The sequence below is a fragment of the Citricoccus nitrophenolicus genome (genome assembly GCF_047305825.1).
In the GTDB taxonomy this organism is placed as follows: Bacteria; Actinomycetota; Actinomycetes; order Actinomycetales; family Micrococcaceae; genus Citricoccus; species Citricoccus nitrophenolicus.
In genome coordinates this window covers 548,952-565,403 of record NZ_CP063070.1, presented here as the reverse complement: position 1 = coordinate 565,403, position 16,452 = coordinate 548,952, and the positions used below count along the sequence as shown (strand labels likewise).

Annotated in this window: 16 protein-coding genes; 10 read left to right on the top strand and 6 right to left on the bottom strand. The window is 68.9% G+C overall.

The genetic code is table 11. The features are described 5' to 3' along the window. Window positions 1-74: 74 nt before the first annotated feature. On the top strand, window positions 75-1,142 hold the full coding sequence (locus IMT31_RS02585) for an ROK family protein (RefSeq protein WP_345356361.1): 1,068 nt from the start codon (window positions 75-77) through the stop codon (window positions 1,140-1,142). Between the two features lie 16 nt (window positions 1,143-1,158). On the opposite strand, the gene IMT31_RS02580 is transcribed toward IMT31_RS02585, so the two are convergent. Both IMT31_RS02580 and IMT31_RS02575 read right to left on the bottom strand, forming a co-directional pair. Then, window positions 1,159-1,596, bottom strand: a complete 438-nt coding sequence (locus tag IMT31_RS02580; protein WP_413543656.1) for a DUF308 domain-containing protein — start codon at window positions 1,594-1,596, stop codon at window positions 1,159-1,161. Beyond that, window positions 1,589-2,395 (bottom strand): alpha/beta hydrolase, encoded by an 807-nt coding sequence (locus IMT31_RS02575; protein WP_413543655.1) that lies wholly within the window; start codon window positions 2,393-2,395, stop codon window positions 1,589-1,591. Before IMT31_RS02575 ends, IMT31_RS02580 begins: the two co-directional genes overlap by 8 nt. 87 nt (window positions 2,396-2,482) lie before the next feature. Here IMT31_RS02575 and IMT31_RS02570 point away from each other — a divergent pair, with 87 nt between their 5' ends. After that, complete coding sequence (locus IMT31_RS02570; protein ID WP_413543654.1) at window positions 2,483-3,169, top strand: lysophospholipid acyltransferase family protein; 687 nt, start codon at window positions 2,483-2,485, stop codon at window positions 3,167-3,169. Between the two features lie 62 nt (window positions 3,170-3,231). Then, window positions 3,232-4,635 (top strand): class II 3-deoxy-7-phosphoheptulonate synthase, encoded by a 1,404-nt coding sequence (locus IMT31_RS02565; protein ID WP_413543653.1) that lies wholly within the window; start codon window positions 3,232-3,234, stop codon window positions 4,633-4,635. A 17-nt stretch (window positions 4,636-4,652) separates the two neighbouring features. Here IMT31_RS02565 and IMT31_RS02560 read toward each other — a convergent pair whose 3' ends face one another. The 3 genes from IMT31_RS02560 to IMT31_RS02550 all read right to left on the bottom strand — a co-directional run bounded on the left by IMT31_RS02560 (window position 4,653) and on the right by IMT31_RS02550 (window position 8,168). Then, the gene (locus IMT31_RS02560) at window positions 4,653-6,632 is read right to left on the bottom strand and encodes a protein kinase domain-containing protein (RefSeq protein WP_413543652.1); all 1,980 of its coding nucleotides are present in this window, start codon (window positions 6,630-6,632) and stop codon (window positions 4,653-4,655) included. Window positions 6,633-6,678: 46 nt separating this feature from the next. Further along, window positions 6,679-7,158 carry a lytic transglycosylase domain-containing protein gene (locus IMT31_RS02555; protein WP_413543651.1) on the bottom strand — a complete coding sequence of 160 codons (480 nt, stop codon included), beginning with the start codon at window positions 7,156-7,158 and terminating at the stop codon, window positions 6,679-6,681. A 290-nt stretch (window positions 7,159-7,448) separates the two neighbouring features. Beyond that, complete coding sequence (locus IMT31_RS02550) at window positions 7,449-8,168, bottom strand: LysM peptidoglycan-binding domain-containing protein (protein ID WP_413543650.1); 720 nt, start codon at window positions 8,166-8,168, stop codon at window positions 7,449-7,451. A gap of 290 nt (window positions 8,169-8,458) precedes the next feature. Here IMT31_RS02550 and IMT31_RS02545 point away from each other — a divergent pair, with 290 nt between their 5' ends. Next, entirely contained in the window at window positions 8,459-8,848 is a 390-nt protein-coding gene (locus IMT31_RS02545) for an Rv2175c family DNA-binding protein (protein ID WP_413543649.1), read from the top strand. A 7-nt stretch (window positions 8,849-8,855) separates the two neighbouring features. On the opposite strand, the gene IMT31_RS02540 is transcribed toward IMT31_RS02545, so the two are convergent. Beyond that, window positions 8,856-9,968 carry a polyprenyl synthetase family protein gene (locus tag IMT31_RS02540; RefSeq protein ID WP_413543648.1) on the bottom strand — a complete coding sequence of 371 codons (1,113 nt, stop codon included), beginning with the start codon at window positions 9,966-9,968 and terminating at the stop codon, window positions 8,856-8,858. Window positions 9,969-10,038: 70 nt separating this feature from the next. Here IMT31_RS02540 and dinB point away from each other — a divergent pair, with 70 nt between their 5' ends. From dinB to IMT31_RS02510, 6 genes are all read left to right on the top strand, one after another. Beyond that, window positions 10,039-11,265: a DNA polymerase IV gene (dinB, locus tag IMT31_RS02535; RefSeq protein ID WP_413543647.1), complete on the top strand. Its 1,227-nt coding sequence runs from the start codon at window positions 10,039-10,041 to the stop codon at window positions 11,263-11,265. 113 nt (window positions 11,266-11,378) lie between these two features. Beyond that, window positions 11,379-11,741 (top strand): DUF3040 domain-containing protein, encoded by a 363-nt coding sequence (locus IMT31_RS02530; protein WP_345356391.1) that lies wholly within the window; start codon window positions 11,379-11,381, stop codon window positions 11,739-11,741. 510 nt (window positions 11,742-12,251) lie between these two features. Then, window positions 12,252-12,683 (top strand): division/cell wall cluster transcriptional repressor MraZ, encoded by a 432-nt coding sequence (mraZ, locus tag IMT31_RS02525; protein WP_345356394.1) that lies wholly within the window; start codon window positions 12,252-12,254, stop codon window positions 12,681-12,683. A gap of 213 nt (window positions 12,684-12,896) precedes the next feature. Further along, window positions 12,897-13,892 carry a 16S rRNA (cytosine(1402)-N(4))-methyltransferase RsmH gene (gene rsmH / locus IMT31_RS02520; RefSeq protein ID WP_345356397.1) on the top strand — a complete coding sequence of 332 codons (996 nt, stop codon included), beginning with the start codon at window positions 12,897-12,899 and terminating at the stop codon, window positions 13,890-13,892. Continuing rightward, window positions 13,889-14,590 (top strand): hypothetical protein, encoded by a 702-nt coding sequence (locus IMT31_RS02515; protein WP_413543646.1) that lies wholly within the window; start codon window positions 13,889-13,891, stop codon window positions 14,588-14,590. Before rsmH ends, IMT31_RS02515 begins: the two co-directional genes overlap by 4 nt. A gap of 60 nt (window positions 14,591-14,650) precedes the next feature. Then, the gene (locus tag IMT31_RS02510) at window positions 14,651-16,441 is read left to right on the top strand and encodes a peptidoglycan D,D-transpeptidase FtsI family protein (protein ID WP_413543645.1); all 1,791 of its coding nucleotides are present in this window, start codon (window positions 14,651-14,653) and stop codon (window positions 16,439-16,441) included. Window positions 16,442-16,452: the final 11 nt, after the last annotated feature.

Below are 16,452 nucleotides of genomic sequence, written 5' to 3'. Positions count from 1 at the left end.
GTTTGCGCCACAATCGTGATCATACTACCCATCGGTAACTTTGCGGGAGCGGGGTGGTGGAGGAAGGCGGGGACGTGGCCGGAGGTGAGGCGATCGCGTCGCCCGTGGCGGCCGCCATCGGGCTGGACGTGGGCGGTGGAGCCGTGAAGGCGGGAGGCGTCCTGTTCCATGCCGACGGGACCTTGGTCCAGGCCGTCGGTCCCGGTGAGGTCCGCGTCCGTCATCGTGTCGAGGCGGACGGAGACGCGCTGTCAGAACTGTGTGCCGTCACCGCGCGAGAGCTGTTCCACGAATTGCGCTCCCGCTGGCCACAGGTCCCGGTGCTCTGGGGCGTCTCGGCGGCCGCGTGGATCGATCCCGGTACGGGCCACTCGCTGTTCAGCCCCCATCTGATGGGCTGGCGGGACCGGCCCCTGCCGCAGGACCTCGCGCAGTCGCTGGCGCGGCTCACGGACCGTCCGGTGGCGGGCGGGGAGCCGGGCAGGCCATCCCCGCAGACCGTCCCCCTGCCCTCGGTGGTCAACGATGCAGACGCGGCGGCCTGGGCGGAGGCACGGCTGACGCCGGGGCCGGGGCGCGACGACGGCCGCCTCCGGTCCGATCGGATGGTCCTGGTGGCGATCGGCACGGGAATCGGCGGGGCCCTCGTGCGTGACGGGGCGGTGGACGTCGGTGCGTGGGGGATGGCCGGGGAGTACGGGCACATGACCGTCGATCCCTCCGGGGTGCCATGTCCGTGCGGCAACACGGGATGCTGGGAGCTGCTGGTCTCCGCGGAGGCCCTCGCCACTCGAGCCGGCCGTGCCTCCGCACGGACCGCCATCGATGAGGCGCTGGCCGGGGACGCCGACTGCGGCCGTGCCGTGCGGGAGACGGGGCGCTGGTTGGGCCGCGGGCTGGCGACCCTGGCCGCGGTGCTGGACCCGTCCCGCTTCGTCATCGGAGGCGGCGTGGCCTCGGCGGGTGAGTTGTTGCTGGCGCCGGCCCGGGAGGAGCTGGGGCGCCATCTGCCCGGTGGCCACTACCGGCCCGTTCCCTCCGTGACCGTGGCGACGTGGGGCAACAGTGCGGGTTGGGTGGGTGCGGCCGGCATTGCGCTCGAACGCGCCGGTTGGTCCGTCTCCGCCGCGGCCGTGGACTAGTTCTTCGCGGTGGCCCTCACACCTGGGCGCCGTCGCCTCCCCAGGGGCCGCCGCGGTCCCGGTCCCGGGGTAGGGACAGGAACAGTCCGACCCCTCCGGCGATCATCACCACGATGAGGATCGTGACCACGAGGCCGGGGATGCCGGGCCAGAACAGCGCTGCCAGGAGCAGGGCGACCGGGCCGCCGGCCAGACCTGCGGCGCTCAGGACGACGGCCGGCCGCCCGGATCCCAGCGCCGGGGGATCGGGAGGGACGAACTCCCCCTCGTCCTCGTCGTCGACCGTGTAGTCGCGGGGGCCCGAGGTCGGCGGCTCGAGCCCCGCGACGATGCCCTCCCACTGCCGGTCGATCTCGGCCTGGTCCGGGGGCTGCTGCTCCGGGTGGTCGTCCGGGTGGTCTTCGGCATGGTCATCAGAGTGGCCATCGGAAGGATCGTCCCGCGAGTCAGCCACGGTGACCGCCCTGTTCGAGGCCACCGAGTTCGAGGCCATCGAGCAGCCCGGACAGGAACTCGACCGACTCTGCGTGGATGACCGGCGCGTCCCTGTCCAGCGTGGCCACGTGATAGCTGTTCTCCAACGGCCGCACGGACAGCAGATCCGGGGCCAGGCCCCGGATCAGTGAGGTGATCGAGGACGGCGGGACGACGTGGTCGGTGGTGGAGCGGAAGGCGAGGACGGGGGCCGTGATGCCGGCGAGCTCACGCCGGACCGTGCTCTGCAGGCGTCCGACCTGCTGGACGCCGGCCAGTGGCGTCCGCGGATAGGCGTGCTCGTCCGCGTCCGGGATGACAGTGTCATTGGCAATTGGCTCCACGGTCCGTACTGCGTACTTGAGCCATCCGGCCAGCGGGGCCAGGGGAGAGCCGAACCTCAGGGCGGGATTCACCACCACGACGCCGGCTACGCGGCGGTGTGCCGCGGCGTCGAGGGCCAGTGCCCCACCCATGGAGAGGCCCGCCACGAACACGTGATCGTGAGTGGCCAGCAGGGAGTCGACGGTCCGGCGGGCAGCATCGCGCCACTGCGTGGCGGTCACCTCCTCCAGGTCCTCCCAGCGGGTGCCGTGCCCCGGCAGCAGGGGTACCTCGACGTCGGCGCCGGCGGCGGCCAGGGCGCGCGCCCACGGAGTCACGGAGACCGGGCCGGAGGTGAAGCCGTGGAACAGGGCCACGCCGGTGCGGCCGCGGCCCCGGGCGAGGGTGCCGTCCGGGGCACCGCTCAGGAACTGCGGCGACTGTTGGGGATCCATGGTTCCCACAGTAGCGTCAGCTTCCGGACCGGAACTCCTTAGAATGGTGCCGATCTGCCGTGACACCTCCCGAGAGGAACCCCTGCCGTGTTCTACTGGTTCGCCAAGACCTTCGTGGTGGCCCCCGTGACGAACCTGTTGTTCCGTCCGTGGGTGAAGGGGCTGGACAACGTCCCCCAGGAGGGTGCGGCCATCCTGGCCAGCAATCACCTCTCGGTGTCAGACTCGATCTTCATGCCGGCACAACTGGACCGCCAGGTGCATTTCCTGGCCAAGAAGGAGTACTTCACGGGCACCGGCCCCAAGGGCTGGATGACCCGCAAGTTCTTCGAGGCCACCAACCAGCTCCCCATGGACCGGGCCGGGGGCAAGGCCTCCCTGGCCTCGCTGCACTCCGGACTGGACGTCCTCCGGGAGGGCAAGCTCCTGGGGATCTATCCGGAGGGGACCCGTAGCCCGGACGGCCGTCTGCACCGCGGCAAGCTCGGCGTGGCCAAGCTGGCCCTCAATGCGCGGGTTCCCGTGGTGCCGACCGCCATGATCGGCACGGACAAGGTCCAGCCCATCGGGCGGACGATCCCGAGCATCCGGCGCGTGGGCATGATCTTCGGGGCGCCCCTGGACTTCTCCGAGTATTACGACCGTGCCGGAGACCATCTCGTGGAGCGCCTGGTCACGGACCAGATCGTGGAGGCCATCCGTCGTCTCTCCGGCCAGGAGTATGTGGACGTCTACGCCGCCACCGCCAAGACCCGCGCCACGGGCCGGCAGTAGTCCGTGACATCGGGTCCCGTCACACGTGCGTGCCGGGAGGTATCGTTCCGTACTCTGTAACCATGATTTCGGATCCCACCACAGATTTCCCGGCCTTCGGTTCAGCGCAGTCCAACGGTGCTGCCGACTATCCCGGCCTGGATGACTGGCGGTCGAAGCCGATCTCCCAGCAGCCGAGCTGGGAGGACCCCGCTGAGCTCAAGGCTGCCCTGGCAGAGCTCTCCTCGGCACCGCCGCTGGTGTTCGCCGGTGAGGTTGACCAGCTGCGCGCCCAGCTGGCTGCCGCGGCCCGTGGTGAGGCATTCCTCCTCCAGGGCGGCGACTGCGCCGAGACCCTGGCCGGGGCCACGGCCAACAAGATCAGCGCCAAGGTCAAGACCATCCTGCAGATGGCCGTGGTCCTGACCTACGGAGCGTCCCTGCCGGTGGTCAAGATGGGCCGGATGGCCGGTCAATACGCCAAGCCCCGGTCCTCAGACACCGAGACCCGTGACGGCGTCACCCTGCCGTCCTTCCGCGGTGAGATCGTCAACGGCTTCGACTTCACGCCGGAGTCCCGTCGGCATGATCCGCAGCGGATGGTGCAGGCCTACAACACCTCGGCCGCCACGCTGAACCTGGTGCGGGCCTTCACGCAGGGCGGGTTCGCCGACCTGCGGTCCGTCCACGCCTGGAACCAGGGCTTCATGAAGAACCCGGCCTACTCGCGCTACGAGGAGATGGCCGGGCAGATCGATCGCGCCGTGCGGTTCATGGACGCTGCCGGCGTGGACTTCGGTGCCCTGCGCCGGACGGACTTCTTCACCGCGCACGAGGCCCTGCTGCTCGACTACGAGCGGGCCCTGACGCGCATCGACTCCCGTTCGGGGCTGCCGTACTCGACCTCGGGACACTTCCTCTGGATCGGCGAACGCACCCGGGAGCTGGAGGGGGCTCACGTGGACTTCCTGTCCAGGGTGCGCAACCCCATCGGTGTCAAGCTCGGACCCACCACGCGCCCCGAAGACGCCCTGGCCCTGATCGAGAAGCTCGATCCCGAGCGTGAGCCCGGGCGGCTGACGTTCATCACCCGCATGGGCGCGGACAAGATCCGGGACCACCTGCCCGCCGTGGTGGCGGCGGTCCGTGATTCCGGCGCTCAGCCGCTCTGGGTCACCGATCCGATGCACGGCAACACCGTGACGGCAGCCAACGGCTACAAGACGCGCCGCTTCGATGATGTGATGAATGAGGTCCAGGGCTTCTTCGAGGTCCACCGCGCCGCGGGGACCTACCCGGGCGGGATGCACGTGGAGATGACCGGTGACGACGTGGCTGAATGTCTGGGCGGTTCGGACCCGATCGACGAGTCGGCCTTCGCGGACCGTTACGAGACGCTCGTGGATCCGAGGCTGAACCACCAGCAGTCCCTGGAGATGGCCTTCCTGGTCACCGAGGCCCTGTCCAGCCGGGGCCGTAGGGCCTGACGGGCCGTCCCCGGGGCCTACGGGAGGTGGATCGTGACGGGGGAGTCCGGCGCGGTCTGTTCCCCGGCCCCGGGTGACTGGTTCAGGACCCGTCCTCGGCCGCCGAGGAGGCCGCCGAGAATCTTCCTGACCTCCACCTGCAGGCCCGCCGACTCGAGAGCGGCGGTGGCCTCGTCCAGCGTCATCCCGGTCACGTCCGGGATGGTGACCCGTTCGGGCCCGGCCGAGATCACCACGTCGACCGGACGGTCGCGCCGCAGTGCCTCCCCGGCCTCGGGGGACTGGCTCAGCACAGCGCCCAGCGGCACGGCGTCCGAGTAGTCCTCGGAGACGACACCGATCGCCAGGTCCTGCTCACGGAGTTCGGACTCTGCCTGCTGCCGGTCCAGGCCCGTCACATCGGGGACGGTGAAGAGCTCCGGCCCGAGGGAGACCGTGACCAGGACCGTGTTGAAGCGCCTGATCTCCGTGCCGCCGACCGGCTCGGTGGAGATCACGCTGTCACGGGCCACCACGTCATGGTGGACGCTCGTCAGGGCGTAGCCCACCCCGGTCTGCTCCAGGGCGCTGACGGCAGAGGCCCGGTCATGGCCTTCGATCTTCGGGACGGTGACCATTCCACCGGGGCCGGTGCCGAAGAACCACCCGGCCAGGACCAGCAGCGCGGTCATGATCACGACGACGGCGGCCCACCACCACATCCTCTGGCCGTTCGGGCGCCCGAGGTCCTCCGTCGGGGTCTTCGCCCGGCGGGTCTCCTGCCGGCGGCGCTGGCGGGGAGAGACGGTCCGCTGCCCGGAGGAGGGTGCCGCGGGGATCAGGCGGTTCCGGGGATCCGCCGTCGTCCCGGCAGCACCGTCGAGATGGGCCGTACCGGCGGCAGAGGCGTCCTCCGCCTGCGGCAGCACGGTGGTGTGCTGGTGACTGCTCGAGGGCAACACCGTGGTGTCACCCGGGTCCACCACATCCGTGGCCGTGGCGTCGTCCTGCGGATCGAGGTCGTCCTCCACCCCGGCGTCCCAGAAGGCCGTGTCCTGGCCCAGCGCCGGGGACAGCGCCTCGGTCTCACCACCGGTCCCAGTGTCCGTCTCCCCGTCGGTCGAGGGGGCGGAGGAGATCTCGAGGTCCAGATCCTCGTCGGCGAGGGAGGAGCGCAGTGCACGGATCTCGGCGAGCAGGACGCTGGCGTCCGCGGGCCGGTCGCGAGCCTGCTGTGCAGTGGACCAGAGCACCAGGTGGTCGAGGTCGGCCGACAGGCCGGGGGCCGCCGTCGAGGGGGCCGGCACGTCGCGGTTGAGGTGCTGATAGGCCACTTGGATGGGGGAGGCCCCTGTGAACGGCTGTCCGCCGGTGAGCATCTCGTACGCCATGATCCCCACGGCGTAGACGTCACTGCGTTCATCGGCGGGGGAGCCGCTGACCAGTTCAGGGGAGACATACGCCACCGTGCCCACGAGGGCGGCACCCGTCCCGGTGAAATTGGTGGTGGCCCGTGCCAGACCGAAGTCGGCGACCTTGATCCGTCCGTCTCGTGAGACCAGTACGTTCTCCGGCTTCATGTCCCGGTGGACGAGTCCGGCACTGTGCGCCGCAGCCAGACCGTCGACCATGGCCTCGAGGTAGGCCAGCGCCACGCGCGGCGTCATGACGTGGCGTCGCTGTAGGACCGTGCGCAGGGTGTAGCCGGGCACGTACTCCATGACGAGGTAGGCGAAGTCTCCGTCCGGGTGCTCGTCGACGCCCTGGTCCAGGACGTTGACGACGTGCGGATGGGACAGCCGGGCCGCGGTCTTGGCCTCCTGTTCGAAGCGCTCGACCAGCTCGGGGTCCTCCGCCAGGTGTGGGTAGAGGACCTTGAGGGCGACCTCTCGGTCCAGACGCAGGTCCACCGCCAGGTACACGGTGGACATGCCGCCCCGTGCCAGTCGACGGCGGACCTCGTACCGTCCCTCGATGACGGTTCCGTTCATGGGGTCGGCTCGGTACTCCTTCACCATGACAGCGTAGACCGGGACCGCGCTCCGACCCGGGACCCGGGAGGGGTCAGAACCTCTTCATGTAGTTCTTGACCTTGGCCACGTAGTCCTTGGTGTCCTCCTTCATCCCGTTGCGCTGCACACCGCCCAGGCCCTGGTAGTAGGCGGCCACCCCGATGTCGAGGGAACCCGCCGTGCGCTGCAGTTGACGGATGATCGCGACGCCGGCCACCGCGTTGTCCTCCGGGTCCAGCAGGTTGAGCTTGCGGCCCACCAGGTCCGAGGCCCACTCGCCCGAGGAGGGAATGACCTGCATGGTGCCGATGGCGTTGGCGGGGGACACGGAGGCGTGGTTGAAGCTCGACTCCGTGAACGCGTGGGCCAGGGCCAGCGAGGGATCCACGCCCATCTTCCGGGCGGTGTCCGCCACGATGGCCTGCATCTGGGAGCGGGACGGCACACCGGCGTCGAGCAGGGCACGCTTGTTCGCGTTGGCATCCCGGACGATGTGGTCCGGGTATGTGTAGTGCAGGAAGGTGTTCGGCACCAGATCATCCGGGGCCGGCGTGCCGGCTGAGGTGGCCGAGCCGGAGAGCTTGAGCTTCTGGCCCGGGTGGATGATCGCGGTGGAGGACAGTCCGTTCGCCGTCAGCAGGGCAGACAGCCCGACGCCGTTGCGAGTGGCGATCCCGGAGAGGGTGTCGCCGGACTTGACCGTGTAGGACGAGGTGGCGGCCGAGGAAGATCCGGCGGACGAGGAGGACGAACCGGCCGACCCGGAGAGCTTGAGCTTCTGCCCCGGGTGGATGATCGAGGACGAGGAGAGTCCGTTGGCACTCAGCAGGGTGGACAGGCTGACGTCATGCCGGGTGGAGATGCCGTAGAGGGTGTCGCCGGACTTGACCGTGTAGGAGGAGGTGGCGGCCGAGGATGATGGCGAGGAGCGAGGGGACCGCGGACGAGACCGGCCGAGCCGGAGAGCTTGAGCTTCTGGCCCGGGTGGATGATCGAGGACGAGGAGAGTCCGTTGGCACTCAGCAGGGTGGACAGGCTGACGCCGTGCCGGGTGGATATGCCGGAGAGGGTGTCGCCGGACTTGACCGTGTAGGAGGAGGTGGCGGCCGAGGATGATCTGGCGGACGAGGAGGACGAACCGGCCGACCCGGAGAGCTTGAGCTTCTGCCCCGGGTGGATGATCGAGGACGAGGTGAGTCCGTTGGCACTCAGCAGGGTGGACAGGCTGACGTCATGCCGGGTGGAGATGCCGTAGAGGGTGTCGCCGGACTTGACCGTGTAGGTGCCGGATGTCTTCGCAGCCGTGACGGTGGCCCCGGTGAGCGAGAGGGGCACGCTGCTCGCCAGCTGGGCCGAGGCGAGGCGCACCTGTGCCGTCTCGATGTTGACCGGGGAGGCAGAACGGGGGGTGAGTGCCTGACGTGGGGCATCGGCCAGGGCCGGTGCGGCCATGGCCCCTGACCCGAACACCACGAGGGGCAGGGTCGTGGTGGCCAGGGCGGACTTCAACAGGCGTGGTGTTCCGGTGCGGCGTTCAGTCATGTGGGGTTTCCTCTAAAGGTGCTGCACCAACTGGTCCTCCTGTCCGCTCAAGTGAACAGAATGACGGACCTGACAGATGATGCCTGTAATGAAAATGTGACAGATGTAAACGTACCTGAAGGCAGTTACAGAAGGGAATCCAATTGGTAACGATTTGGCAACAACGGCGCGTTGCGCGTGGACAGTGGACGCCGCGGTCTATGCGCATCCAGGCGCGTTCACGCGCGATGGCTCCGGTCCACAGCGGCAGGACGGCACCGGAGGGTCGGCGCGGTCGCTAGGCTGGACCGGTGAACACCGCCGCACGCAACCACGACGCACCGCAGGAACCAGCACTCGAGACCCTGGTGGGGGACTGGGAGTACTTCCCCGACCTCGCCGAGAAATGGGACATCCCGGTGACCCGGGTCCACAACATGGTCGGGGAGGGTCGCCTCCTGGCCGCGAAGGTCGGTGAACGGCAGGCTCGGGCCGTTCCCACCTTGTTCCTGACGGAATCCGGTCCGTTGGAGTCGCTCAAGGGGACCCTGTCCGTGCTCCAGGACGCAGGGTTCACGGATGAACAGGCCATCCGGTGGCTCTTCACCGAGGACGAGACCCTGCCGGGCCGTCCCGTGGACGCGCTGAGAGAGGGTCGCAAGACGGAGATCCGCCGCCGGGCCCAGGCACTCGCCTGGTAGGGGCGCTCTAGCCGTTCTGTCTTGCCTGGCCCAGGACCCTCCGGGCGAGACGATCCAGCCCGCTGCGGGCGTCCACGTGCATCGGGGCGTGGGCCAGAGCCGCCAGCGAGGCCTCGCCCAGCTCCGCCACGTCCTGTTCGACCCGTCCCCTGGCACCACTGGACTCCAGCAGCCCCTGGATCCGGGTGACGGTCTCGGGACCGAGATCCGGATCGCCCAGTGCCGCCTCGAGGTGGGCCACCTGGTCCTCGGTGAACAGGTCCAGGGCATGGGCCACCAGCGCGGTGCGTTTGCCCTCTCGGAGGTCGTCCCCGGCGGGCTTGCCGGTCTCAGCGGGATTGCCGAAGACACCCAGGAGGTCGTCCTGGAGTTGGAAGGCCTCCCCCAGGGGGGAGGAGAAGCGCTCGTAGTGCTCCAGGACGTCTTCTTCGGCTCCAGCCAGGATGCCGCCGAGGCCCAGCGGGTGGACCACGGAGTACCGGGCCGATTTGAATCGCAGTACGGTGCGTGCCCGCTCCAGCGCGGCGGCCGGATCCTGCCCCGGGACCTCCACCTCGTCCAGGACGTCCAGATACTGACCGGCCATGACTTCGAAGCGCATCTCGTTGAACATGGCCCGTGCCCCTGCTGGATTGGCGGAGGCCCCGGCTGCGGCCGCGAAGACCTCCTCACTCAGGGACAAGCACAGGTCCCCCGTCAGCACGGCTGCTGAGAGGCCGAAGTGCGCCGGATCCTGGCGCCAGCCGGAACTCCGGTGCCGTGATTCGAAGGTGCGGTGGATGCTTGGGGCACCTCGCCGGGTGTCGGACCGGTCCAGGATGTCGTCATGGATCAGGGCCGCGGCCTGGAACAGTTCGAGGGCCACGGCTGCGTCGAGGATGCGCTCGTCGTCCGCCGCGGCTCCGGTGCCGCGCCATCCCCACCAGGCCAGCACCGCACGCATCCGCTTGCCGCCACGGGCCAGGCCAGTGATGGCCTCCACCAGGGGGGTGGCGGAATCCGAGATGGCGGCCGCGCGATCGTGATAACCGGCCAGCAGTTCCTCCAGGCGGTGACCGACGGCGCGGATGAACTCCGTTTCCCCGGTGAGTGCCGGAGGGACTGACGGGGGATGGGTCACGGTGCTCCTTGAGACTCGATATGCGGCCGTCCCAGCCTACCGGCCCCACGGGCGGACCTAGGCTGGGTGAATGGACGAATCCTGGGACGCCGTGGTGCTCCATGTGGACATGGATGCCTTCTTCCTGGCCGTCGAGCTGCTCGACCAACCCCACCTGGCCGGCCGTCCGGCGCTGGTGGCGCACCGTGGTGGCCGGTCGGTGGTGTTGTCCGCCTCCTATGAGGCGCGTGACTTCGGGGTCCGTTCGGCCATGCCGCTGGCCCACGCCATGGCACTCTGTCCCGGAGCGGCCGTCATCGAGCCTCGCCATGACCGGTATACCGAGGTCTCGCGGGAGTTCATGGGGATCTTGGGTGGCTTCACCCCTGTCCTGGAGCAACTCAGCATCGATGAGGCCTTCCTGGACGTCTCCGGGGCGCGACGCCGGCTCGGTGCCCCTGCGCGGATCGGGGCCATGATCCGCGCGCAGGTCCGGGAACGCACAGGGCTCTCGTGCACCGTCGGTGCAGCGGCGACGAAGTCGGTGGCCAAGATCGCCTCCACCCGGGCCAAGCCCGACGGGCTGGCCGTGGTGTCGTCCGGCAGCACCCGTGAGTACCTGGACCCACTGCCGGTGGGGGCGCTGTGGGGCGTCGGCCCCGTCTTGAGGCAACGGCTGATCGCGGCCGGCCTGGCCACCGTGGGGGACCTGGCGGCCCAGGCCCCGCAGCGCATGGAGCGGTGGCTCGGCACCCAGGGGCCGGCCCTGGTGAGGCTGGCTCAGGGAATCGACCCGCGGCCCGTCACCCCGGAGCATGACACGAAGAGCGTGGGAGTGGAGCGGACCTTCGAGCAGGATGTCAGGGATCCGGCCGAGCTGCACCGTCACCTGGTGGGGCTGTCCCATGAGGGGGCCATCCGACTGCGCCGCGGAGGGTTCCGGGCGGGCGCGATCAGCGTCAAGGTCAAGGCTCCGGATCTGTCCGTCCGGACCCGAACCGTGACGCTGGCCAGGCCCACGGACTCGGCCGGGCCGATCGCCGAGGCCGCCGAAGGCCTCCTGCGGACGCTCCTGGAGGCCCATCGGGTCCCCGTGCGCCTGTTGGGCATCCGTGCGGAGCGGTTGTCCGGTGCCGGCGAGTCGGTGCAGGAGTCCCTGCTGTGGGAGGACGAGCGGCCCCCCGCCGACTGGTCTCAGGCGGACCGGGTGGCCGATGACATCCGCCGGAGGTTCCCTCAGGCCGGCCTCAGACCGGCCACGTTGGTGGACCGGCAACCACCTGCGGACGGGCCGCCCGGCGGGGACGATCTTCGCTGATCGCGGAACTGGACGTCTTCGCCAGTGAAAGGGCGTCACCGATATGGCGTGGGGGTGGCAGGGAGCCGTATGCTGGGAGGACGGGAAGACCCGGGCCGGAAGAGGAGGCAGCGATGCCGTTGTCTGAGCGGGAGCAGAAGCTCCTGGAGCAGCTGGAGCAACAGCTGAATGCTGAGGATCCGCACTTTGCCACGAGCATGAGTGAGACGGGGACCTCTCGTTTTTCGACCACGCGATTGGTGGCGGGCGCGGTGACTGCGGCCGTGGGGCTCGGTGGCCTGCTCTGGGGTGTCTCCCAGCAGTTCATCTGGCTCGGCATCATCGGATTCGTCATCATGGCCGCCGGCGTCTATGTGGCCACGGGGCGGTCCAAGGATTCGCGGGGTGGGGGCGCGGCATCCACCGGCGCCGCCAAGAAGAGCTCCCCCTTCATGGCCAATCTGGAACAGCGGTGGGAAGAACGCCGCAATCCCTGACCCCAGGACCACGTAGGTCCCAGGAGTCTGGTTCTGGCCGGTGTCCGTCACCGGCATCACCCCGTCGCTCAGCGGCGGGGTTTTCTCATGCGCAGGGCCCGCGTATGACCGGCGCCTGAGTGGCCCCACTCTGCTCCCTATCACGGCCCCCACTTCCCTCCCCATGAGGTCACCGAGCCCCTGAACGCCCTGTGGTGGCCTCGATTCCGAGCTGCTGTGGCGCATGCGCGCGACCCTCCGCGCTTCGAGGCCGGGACTCTCCTCCACCGTCCTCCCTCACCCTCCCCGAGCGCGCCTGCAGCAGCCGGATGTGCTCGGATCCCTGCCATGGCGGCGATGGTGCGCTTCCAGGCGGGGTATCCGAGGCCACAGACATCCTTCGCCATGCCCGCTCTCCGGGGGTGTTGTGGCTTGACGGTGGGGGGTTGTGGGGTAAAGTGGAGGACATCAGAGGGTGGTGGTGCAGAAGGAGGGTCAAGCGAACCTCTCAGACGGCGAAGGCGGTGGGTCGTGTTCCTAGGGACCTACTCGCCGCGGCTGGATGAGAAGGCGCGATTGATCCTTCCGGCCAAGTTCCGCGAGGAGCTGGCTGACGGTCTCGTCCTCACCAGGGGGCAGGAGCGCTGCATCTACGTCTTCAGTGCGAGTGAGTTCGAACGGGTTCATGAACAGATGAGGGCAGCGCCGTTGTCCTCGCGGCAGGCCAGGGACTACATCCGCGTGTTCCTGTCCGGCGCATCGGATGAGACCCCGGACAAGCAGGGACGGATCACCATCCCGGCTCCGTTGCGCAGCTATGCGGGACTGGACCGGGAGTTGGCGGTGATCGGCGCCGGCACCCGGGCCGAGATCTGGGATGCCGGATCCTGGAGCTCCTACCTGGAGGCCCAGGAGAGCGCCTTCTCGGAGACGGACGAGGACGTGCTGCCGGGGATCTTCTAGGAGGACCCCGGCGGACGAGCTCACAATCACACAGCGCGGACTCTTGAATGAGACCTCCAGCCGCCCCAGGCCGGACCTGACCCGACTTCCCCCGGGCCAGGCACGGAACCGGTGCGCGGATGGGGATCTGATCCAAGGGTCCGCCTGTCACTTAAGGGAACGGACCTCCGGCCCATCGATACGACCGAGACGGCTGAGAAGGGGTGGAGCGGCATGGCTACGGATGAGACACCAGCACGGGACCGGCACGTGCCCGTCATGCGGGACCGTGTCCTCGACCTGCTGTCCCCGGGTCTGGATTCCGCCCGGGATCACGGGCGCACTCCCGTCTACCTTGATGGGACACTCGGCATGGGTGGCCACGCCGAGGCCGTGTTGCGGCGTCATCCAGACGCGGTGGTGGTCGGCATCGACCGGGACACCGAGGCGTTGCGCCTGGCCGGGGAGCGGCTCTCCTGGGCCGGCGATCGGCTCCGGACCTGGCACGGGACCTATGAGCAGGTGGAGGCCGCACTGGCCGCCGCCGGATTCGAACAGGCCGACGCCATGCTGTACGACCTCGGTGTCTCCTCCTACCAGTTGGACGAGCGGGACCGGGGTTTCGCCTACTCCTACGATGCGCCGTTGGACATGCGCATGGACACCACCGGGGGACTCACGGCTGCTGACGTGGTCAACGGTTATGACGAGGACCGCCTTCGCCGGGTCATCCGCACGTGGGGCGAGGAGAAGTTCGCCGGGCGGATCGCCTCTGCCCTGGTCCGGGCCCGCGCCGACGTGCCGTTCGAGTCCACAGGACAGCTCGTGGAGGTCATCCGTGGAGCCGTTCCGGTGGCAGCGGGGAAGAGCGGGGGGCACCCGGCGAAGCGCACCTTCCAGGCCCTGCGCATTGAGGTCAACGAGGAGCTCGACGTCCTCGAGGAGGCCGTACCAGCGGCACTGCGGCGTTTGAGCGTCGGGGGGCGGCTCGTGGTGATGAGCTATCACTCGCTGGAGGACCGCATCACCAAACGGGCCATCACGTCGGATGCCACGTCCCTGACACCTCCGGGGTTCCCGGTGGAGCTCGAAGAGCACGCTCCCGTGGTCAAGGTCCTGACCCGGGGTGTGGACAAGCCCACGGAAAAAGAAATCGAAGAAAACCCTCGCGCCTCCTCCGCAAAAGTGCGAGCAGTTGAGAAGATCAGAGCATCAAGGAGCACAGCATGACCGCCACGCAGCAGCGATTCGCCATGCAGCCTGCCCAGACTCGCGAGAGCACCGCTCCGCAGATCGGACAGGCTGCTCCTTGGCAACCCGTCATCCAGGGCGCAGCTCAGCCCGCGGACGCATCGCCGCGCCTCCGCACCCCACTGGCGGTCGTCCCCGCCCCCATCCGCAAGTCCGGCCGTGGTTTCGCGGCCCTGTGCGTCGCCGTACTGGTGGCGGCTCTCATGACCGTGCTGATCACCAACATCACCGTGTCCAACCGACAGTATGAGCTCGTCTCCCTCAAGAGTGAGCAGCTCGACCTCAGCCAGTCCAACGAGGTCCTGCGCCAGCAGGTGGAGCACCTGGAGGCCCCGCAGAACCTCTCGGCCGAGGCGCGTGAGCTGGGGATGGTGAACCCCGGGGACATCGCCTCCATCGACCTGGCCAACGGTGCCGTCACGGGGACGGCCACCGCGGCGGATGCCGAGGACCAGCCCGGAGGGCATGTTGCGGCCCCCGTCAGTCCGCAGGAGAAGCTGGAGGCGGCCACTGAGGCTGATCCGGAGGCGGCGGACAGTGCGAAGCCGTCCGGCACCGGGGCGACTGAGGGTGCCGCGGAGCAGACCGGCGGGGCGGAGACCTCCGCCGAGGACTCAGCCGAGAACCTCAACGGCGGCACCATCCCTGCCCCGCAGTTCTCGGCCAGCGGCAACTGACCCCCTGACCACCTTGTAGGACCCACCACGCACCGGCCCCGGGCAGGAAGGACACCATTGATGGCCAAGACACCCGGCAGCGGTGAGACCGTGGAGACGAGCGGGCGGCGGCTGCGGTTCGGCGTCCTGATAGCCCTGGTCCTGTTGGCGGTGCTGGGTCTGCGCCTCGTGTTCATCCAGGGGGTCGACGCCTCCGGCCACGCCGCTGACGCGATGAACGAGCGGCTGCGGTCCGTCACCATCACGCCGGATCGTGGCTCCATCCTCGATTCCCAGGGCCGCGTCCTGGCCGCCTCGGTGGACCGGTATGACCTGGTGGCGGACCAGCGGCTCGTCAAGGACTACCGCGCGTGGAATGACGAGACCAGCGAGATGGAGGACGTCGCCCTGGACGACTCCCTCGACGAGCTGGCCACGGTGCTGGGGATCGATGCGGGAGAGCTCAAGGACCGCATGGTGGGGGACCGCCCCTACAAGGTGATCGTCAAGCGGGTCACCCCTGAGGTCAAGGAGAAGGCCCTGGAGATCGGCATCCCGGGCCTGCTGGCCGAGCCCGTCTCCGAGCGCTCCTATCCGAACGGTGCGGTGGCCGGATCCATCCTCGGTTTCCTGGGCGGAGACGGCACTCCGCTGGAAGGCCTCGAGCTCAGCCAGGACAAGCACCTCTCCGGCACCGAGGGCGAACGGTCCTATGAGATCGCGGCGGACGGCGTCCGCATCCCCAACGCCGAGTTCTCCGAGACTCCGGCCGTGGACGGCCAGGACCTCCGGCTGACGATCGACCAGGACGTCCAGTGGTTCGCGCAGGAGGTCATCGCCGAGAAGACGGAGTCCTACAACGCTGCCTGGGGCAACATGACGGTGATGAACGCCAAGACCGGGGAGATCCTGGCGATGGCGGACTCCACCACTGTGGATCCAGCCGATCCGACCGCCACGGACCCCCTGTTCTGGCGGCCCACCTCCCTGACCCAGTCCTACGAGCCGGGCTCCACCGGCAAGATCTCCACCTTCGCGACGGCGTTGGAGAAGGGAGTGTCTCCCACAGACACCTGGACGGTGCCCAACAAACAGGAGTTCGACGGACAGGTCATCAACGACTCGATGCCGCACGACACCTATGACATGACCACGGCGGGGATCTTCACCCGGTCCTACAACACGGGCACGGTGCAGGTGGCCGAGACCGTCGATGACCAGGTCCGCTACGACTACCTGAAGAGGTTGGGCGTGGGGGAGCACCTCGACATCGGGCTGCCCGGGAGCAACCAGGGCATCCTCGTGGAGCCCGCGCAGTGGGACTCGCGGCAGCGGTTCACCACCATGTTCGGCCAGGGCTATACCCAGACCACCATGCACCTGGCCCAGATCCTGCAGACCGTGGCCAACGGTGGCGTGTCCATGGACGCTCAGTTGATCGACGCCTACATCGATGACGACGGCTCGGAGAAGGTGGTGCCGGAGGGCGAGGGCACCCGGGTCTACACAGAGGAGACCTCGGATGAGATGCTGCGGCTGATGGAGGGCGTGGTGCAGTTGGGCACCGCTACCCCGGCCCAGATCCCGGGCTATCGGGTGGGCGGCAAGACCGGCACCGGAGAGGCCGCCGGGGTCGGTGGCTATGATGGCTACACGACCTCCTTCGGCGGAGTCGCCCCGCTGGACGACCCCCAGTTCGTGGTCGCCGTGTCCGTGCACCGCCCGCAGGGGGACTGGAAGTCCTGGCAGGTGGAGGACACGGCAGCGGAGATGCTGTCCTACCTGCTGACCAAGTACAACGTCCCGCCCCAGGACCAGGAACCCCAGAACTACGATGTCTTCCCGGACGAGCCGCAGAAGCGGCCCTGGTAGGAGGGGACCGC

What these genes read in the sequence shown, in the direction of transcription:
- IMT31_RS02575 (WP_413543655.1), bottom strand. Translation starts at nt 2,395, where the DNA reads ATGGATCCCCAACAGTCGCCGCAGTTCCTGAGCGGTGCCCCGGACGGC.
- IMT31_RS02565 (WP_413543653.1), top strand. Translation starts at nt 3,232, where the DNA reads ATGATTTCGGATCCCACCACAGATTTCCCGGCCTTCGGTTCAGCGCAG.
- IMT31_RS02510 (WP_413543645.1), top strand. Translation starts at nt 14,651, where the DNA reads ATGGCCAAGACACCCGGCAGCGGTGAGACCGTGGAGACGAGCGGGCGG.
- IMT31_RS02560 (WP_413543652.1), bottom strand. Translation starts at nt 6,632, where the DNA reads ATGGTGAAGGAGTACCGAGCCGACCCCATGAACGGAACCGTCATCGAG.
- IMT31_RS02530 (WP_345356391.1), top strand. Translation starts at nt 11,379, where the DNA reads ATGCCGTTGTCTGAGCGGGAGCAGAAGCTCCTGGAGCAGCTGGAGCAA.
- IMT31_RS02515 (WP_413543646.1), top strand. Translation starts at nt 13,889, where the DNA reads ATGACCGCCACGCAGCAGCGATTCGCCATGCAGCCTGCCCAGACTCGC.
- rsmH (WP_345356397.1), top strand. Translation starts at nt 12,897, where the DNA reads ATGGCTACGGATGAGACACCAGCACGGGACCGGCACGTGCCCGTCATG.
- IMT31_RS02550 (WP_413543650.1), bottom strand. Translation starts at nt 8,168, where the DNA reads ATGACTGAACGCCGCACCGGAACACCACGCCTGTTGAAGTCCGCCCTG.
- dinB (WP_413543647.1), top strand. Translation starts at nt 10,039, where the DNA reads ATGGACGAATCCTGGGACGCCGTGGTGCTCCATGTGGACATGGATGCC.